The sequence below is a fragment of the Corallococcus carmarthensis genome, assembly GCF_003611695.1.
Lineage (GTDB): Bacteria > Myxococcota > Myxococcia > Myxococcales > Myxococcaceae > Corallococcus > Corallococcus carmarthensis.
In genome coordinates this window covers 1-4915 of sequence record NZ_RAWE01000370.1, presented here as the reverse complement: position 1 = coordinate 4915, position 4915 = coordinate 1, and the positions used below count along the sequence as shown (strand labels likewise).

Annotated in this window: 3 protein-coding genes and 1 pseudogene; 2 read left to right on the top strand and 2 right to left on the bottom strand. The window is 72.3% G+C overall.

What is annotated here, in order from left to right; genetic code table 11:
- Positions 1–420: pseudogene (locus tag D7X32_RS43110) on the bottom strand (hypothetical protein); the annotation flags it as partial.
- A gap of 1 nt (position 421) precedes the next feature.
- Positions 422–3205, bottom strand: a complete 2784-nt coding sequence (locus D7X32_RS43105; protein ID WP_120608293.1) for a TonB-dependent receptor domain-containing protein — start codon at positions 3203–3205, stop codon at positions 422–424.
- 411 nt (positions 3206–3616) lie between these two features.
- Between D7X32_RS43105 and D7X32_RS43100 the strand changes: the two genes are divergently transcribed.
- Together D7X32_RS43100 and D7X32_RS43095 are read left to right on the top strand one after the other, a co-directional pair.
- Positions 3617–4726 carry a GRAS family protein gene (locus D7X32_RS43100; protein WP_120608292.1) on the top strand — a complete coding sequence of 370 codons (1110 nt, stop codon included), beginning with the start codon at positions 3617–3619 and terminating at the stop codon, positions 4724–4726.
- The coding region (locus D7X32_RS43095) for a CinA family protein (RefSeq protein WP_147450498.1) at positions 4723–4915 on the top strand (193 nt) is incomplete at its 3' end. The genes D7X32_RS43100 and D7X32_RS43095, both read left to right, overlap by 4 nt.

Sequence of the window (4915 nt, the reverse complement as noted above, 5' to 3'; positions counted from 1 at the left end):
GAAGGCCACGGTGGGGCCCTGGTCGCTGGTGCTCACCACCGGGTGCGCGTCCCACGGCTTCAGCGTGGGCAGCTCCACGTCGTCCCGCATGGCGAACGTGAGGAAGGTCCCGCTGCCGTCCGCCTCCAGGGGCAGCGCCACCCGCAGCCGGTTGAGGGTGCTGAAGGAGTTCGAATCCCTCATGACGTCCCCGTACAGCACCTCCAGGGTGAAATCGCCCGAGGCCTCCGTGATGGTGGTGGCGAGCGGCGCGAAGCCAGCTTCGTCCAGCCGCTCCAGGGTCAGCGTCTCGCCGGAGCGCGGTGTGCCGTCCCGTTGGAGCGCGCGGCCGTACCCGAAGATGGGGTCCTCGGCATAGCGCTCGCAGCCGGTGGTGACGGAGGCCAGGAGCGCCAGGGAGGTGACGAGTGCGCGTCGCATGTCAGTAGGTCGCCTTGAGCCCGAAGAGGGGGAGGATGACGGGGATGCGGACGGGGGAGCGCACGGGACGGAGGTCCTTGTGGGGGGAGCCTTCGTAGTCACCGCCCTCGTAGTGGTACTCGTAGGCCACCACCTCCTGCTGCGCGGAGAGGTTGAGCACGTCGAGCGACGCATCCAACGTGAAGTCCTGGTAGGCCCACGACTTCGCGATGCGCGCGTCCACGCGGAAGAACGGCGCCAGCCGCTCCGTGCGGTCCAAGTCCTGCCGCACCCATCCTTGCGTTCCGTCGTCGAGCGTCACCCCCCGCTGCGTCTGGGAGGTGATCTGCCCCGTCTCCGGACGGCCGGTGTTGAAGTGCACCACCGTGCCCACCGTCCAGTTGTCGCCGAACTTGTAGCTGAGCGCGGCGTTGAGGCTGTGCGCCTGTTCGAAGGCGAAGGGCAGCGTGCCCTCCACCATCTCCACCACCCGGTTGTCGTCGCCGACGCGGGCGAAGCGCGCCTTCCGCCTGCTCTGCAGGAAGCTGTAGGACACCCAGCCGAACCAGTGGCGGCCCAGCGGGTGGCGCGCCATCAGGTCGAAGCCGTAGGCGTAGCCGGTGGTGGCGGGGTCCTCGCGCAGGCTGCCCCGGCTCCGGCGGTTCTCCGCCACGTCCACCAGGTCGAACTCCACCGCGCGGGAGAGCGGGTTGAAGTACGCGTCCGCGCTCAGCTCCAGCCCGTCGAAGGCCTTCCACTCCGCGCCCACGTCGAACTGCGCGCCGGACTGGAGGCCGTAGCGCAGGCTCGCGGTGTCGATGGCGGGCACGTGCACGAGCACGGTGGGCGGCTGGTGGTACAGGCCCGCGCCGCCCTTGAGCGTGAGGGTGTCCGTCAGCGTGTGGCGCACGGACAGGCGCGGCTCCACCGCGGTGAAGGTCATGCCCGGCACCAGGTGGTACGCGTCCACGCGCAGGCCCGGCGTCACCCCCCAGTCTTCCGAGGGCTTCCACGTGGCGGACGCGTACGCGCCGGAGAAGGTGGCCAGCGCGCTGGGCCGCTTGAGCGGATCCGCTTCGTCGGAAGGACGCCAGCCCGGAGGCCGCGCGGTGCCGGTGAGCGTGGTGGCCGAGCGGCGGTGCTCCACGTCCGCGCCCACGGCCAGGTCGAGCGAGGACGTGAGCGTGCGGCGCCACCCCGCGCGCGCGGCGAGGCTCACCTGGCTCAGCCCGTACTCGCCCACGTTCTCGCGGGTGAAGGCGCCTCCGGTGGTGCTCCGCGTCTGCTCGCCGTTGAGGCCCAGGCCGTCCCAGCCCAGCGTGACGCCGGCCTCGCCCTCGCCCTCCGCCACGGGGTGCGTGCCGCGCAGGTCGATGCGGTGGAAGCGCGACACGACGCCGCCCCCTTCCGCGCCCTCGCGCAGCTCCGGCGCGATGCCCACGTCGTCGGAGCTGCCCAGCGCGAACAGGCGCAGGCGGCCCTTGCCCACCTTCTGCTCGATGCGCGCCTGGTAGTCCCAGAAGCCCGCGCGCAGCTGCTCCGCCTCCTCGTTCTGGAAGGCATTGGCCGCCAGCGAGATGAGCAGCGCGGAGTAGCTGAAGCGGCCCGCCAGGGTGACGCTGGTGCCGGTGGATTCGAAGGGCTGTTCAATGAAGCCGCCCGCGTTGAGCAGGTCCGCGTACGCGGTGAAGTGCAGCCGGTCCTCGCGAGGGCGGCTGATGCGCCCCTCCACCGCGCCACCCAGCACGCGGCCAAACTGCACCGGCGGTGAGCCCGGATAGAAGTCCACGGTGTCGATGAAGTCCGGGTGCACCACCGCGGGCCCGAGCAGCAGGTGGTACAGCATCGGGATGCGCACGCCGTCCAGGAAGAAGCCCGTCGCCGCGGGCTGGCTGCCACGCACCACCGGATAGCTGATGCCTGACGCGAGGCTGCCCACGCCCGGCATCAACATCACCACGCGGAACGGGTCGCCCAGCGTGCCGGGCACCTCGCGGAGCTCCTGCTCGTGCAGGCTGATGCGCGTGACCTCCGTGCGCGGGCGGTCGTCGCGCACCACCGTCTCATAGGGGTTCACCTCGCGCGGCTGGAGCCGGTAGACGACCTGGAGGGTCTGGCCTTGCGCCAGCGTCTCCTCGAACACCGTCGTCGCGTGGCCCGGCGCGCGGACCTCCAGCTTGTGCGCGCCCGGCGTCACGTCCACCGTGAAGTGGCCCTGCGCGTCCGTGGTGGAGGCGGGCTCGAGCGCGCCGTCCAGGAAGAGGGCCGCGTCGGAGAGGGGCTTGCGCGTGCCGCGTGCGCGCACCTCGCCGGTGAGGCGCGTCGTGGAGGCGGGGACCCGCACGGGCGGCGTGAAGCGGTAGACGAAGGGCAGGCGCACCGCCACGGGGACAGCGCCCAGCGTGGCCGGGGTGAAGCGCAGGCCCGGAGCCGCGGCGAGCGCCGCGTCGGTGAGGCGCGGCTCGGTGGCGGCGCGCACCACCTTCACCTCCGCGACGCGGCCTTCCACGTCCACCAGCAGCTCCAGCTCCACTTCGCCGGGCGTGCCCTCCAGGCCTTGGGGCCACGCGGCGGGCGCGTCGGCGGTGAGGACAGGGGGAACGAGCGTCGTGTCGCCCGCGTCGGGAGAGAGGCCCAGGCGGAGGGCGTCCTCGGTGGAGAGGGCCTGGCCCGCGTCGGTGGCGTGGACGTCCACCTCCACGGCGCGGGGCTCGCTGGTGGCGGAGGGCACGCCCTGCGCGCGGGCGGTCGCGCCGGACAGGAGCACGAGGGCCAGCACCAGGCGAACGGCGGGGGGCACGGACATGGGCGGGCGCTTCAACACCGGACCCCCACGAGACTGTCACCCAGGCCGGGGCCGGAGTGCTCCGGCCCGATGCGGACACCGCGTGCGTTCATGAGTTCGACCCAAGGCGTCCGTGACTCCCCCGGCCCGGGTTGGAAGTCGGCACGCGGAATGCCATACGGCCCGGGAGGGGAATCCCGGCTGTGCTTTCTGGCGCGCAGTGTACGGGCTCTGGAGCCAGGAATTGCATCGGCCCGGAGGGCCCCTGCCATTCCCCCGCGCCGCGCCAGCCCGTCCCGGAGGCGGAGACGCTGTGCGAACGCGCACGGCCCGCTGTCCCGAGGTGCCGCCCCCTGGAGCCGCGACTTGGGCGGTCGTTACACTTTTTCATGTCGAGCGGAAGCCACGGCCAAGGCTTCGCGGGGAGGGCGCATGCGCACGCCGAAGGACGAACTGCTGCTCCGGGCGATGGACCATGCGTTGTCATCGCGAACGTTGGAGGCGGTGGAGACGTTGGCCGCGCTCTATCGGTTGCTGGACGCGGAGCGCATCCCGGAGGACGAGAACTACGCCGTGTTCGCCACGGCGCTGTCGCGCCGGTTGGAGGGGGCGACGGGGGCGCTGCATCCGTACCGGGCCTCGGAGGTGGACGGAGGCGCGCCGCAGATCGAGTTGTTCCGGCGCTTGATGAAGCACCTGCCCCTGGCGTCGGCGGCGGACGCGGTGGCGAACGCGCTGCTCGCGGACCTCCTGAGGGGGCACGCGGAGGCGACGCTGTTGGACGTGGGCATCGGGCAGGGGCGGCAGGAGTGCAACCTGCTGCGAGCGCTGGCGAAAGCGAACGCGCTGCCCCGGCACCTGACGGTGGTGGGCGTGGACCCCAGCGGCACGAGCCTGGTGGAGGCGCGCGACGCGGTGCTGGCGGTGGCGGAGGAGGTGGGGGTGTCGCTGGAGTTCGTGAAGCTGGAGTCGCCGGTGGAGGACCTGGACGCGGCGACCTGGGCGGCGCTGCGAGCGGTGCGGAGGCCGCTGGTGGTGAACGCGGCGTTCGCGCTGCACCACGTGGCGGAGCAGGAGACGTCGGGCATGGAAGCCCGCGACGCGGTGCTGGCGAGGCTGGCGTCGTTGGGGCCGGTGGGGGTGGTGATGTGCGAGCCCCACGTGGACCACCACCGGGCGCCGGCGCGTGAGCGGTTGATCAACGCCTGGCATCACTTCTCCCGCGTGTTCCAGTTGCTGGATACGCTGGAGGTGCCGGGCGCGGAGCGGCGCGCCATCAAGCGGTTCTTCGGCCGGGAGGTGGACGACATCGTGGGCACTGTGAACGAGTCGGAGCGGTGTGAGCGCCATGAGCCGGCGACGGCGTGGTGGGAGCGGTTGCAGCGCGCGGGCTTTACGCCGCGAGGCGGGCTGGAGGCGGTGTGTCCCGGCGATGTGCACCCGGCGGTGGGGCTGTACGTGGAGGAAGGCACGGTGGGCATCACCTTCCGGGGGGACGTGCTGGTGTCGGTGCTGGCGGCGGTGCCCAGGGAGGGCGCATGAGCGACCTGGAGGCGTTGGCGCCGAAAGTCATTGGGAGGTGCCGGGAGGCGGGGGTGCGCCTGGTGTTGGCGGAGGCGTGCACGGGAGGGCTGATGACCGCGGCGCTGACGGAGGTGCCGGGAGCGTCGGCGGTGGTGGAGCGCGGGTTCGTGCCGTACTCGAACGAGTCGAAGGGGGAGCAGCTGGGGG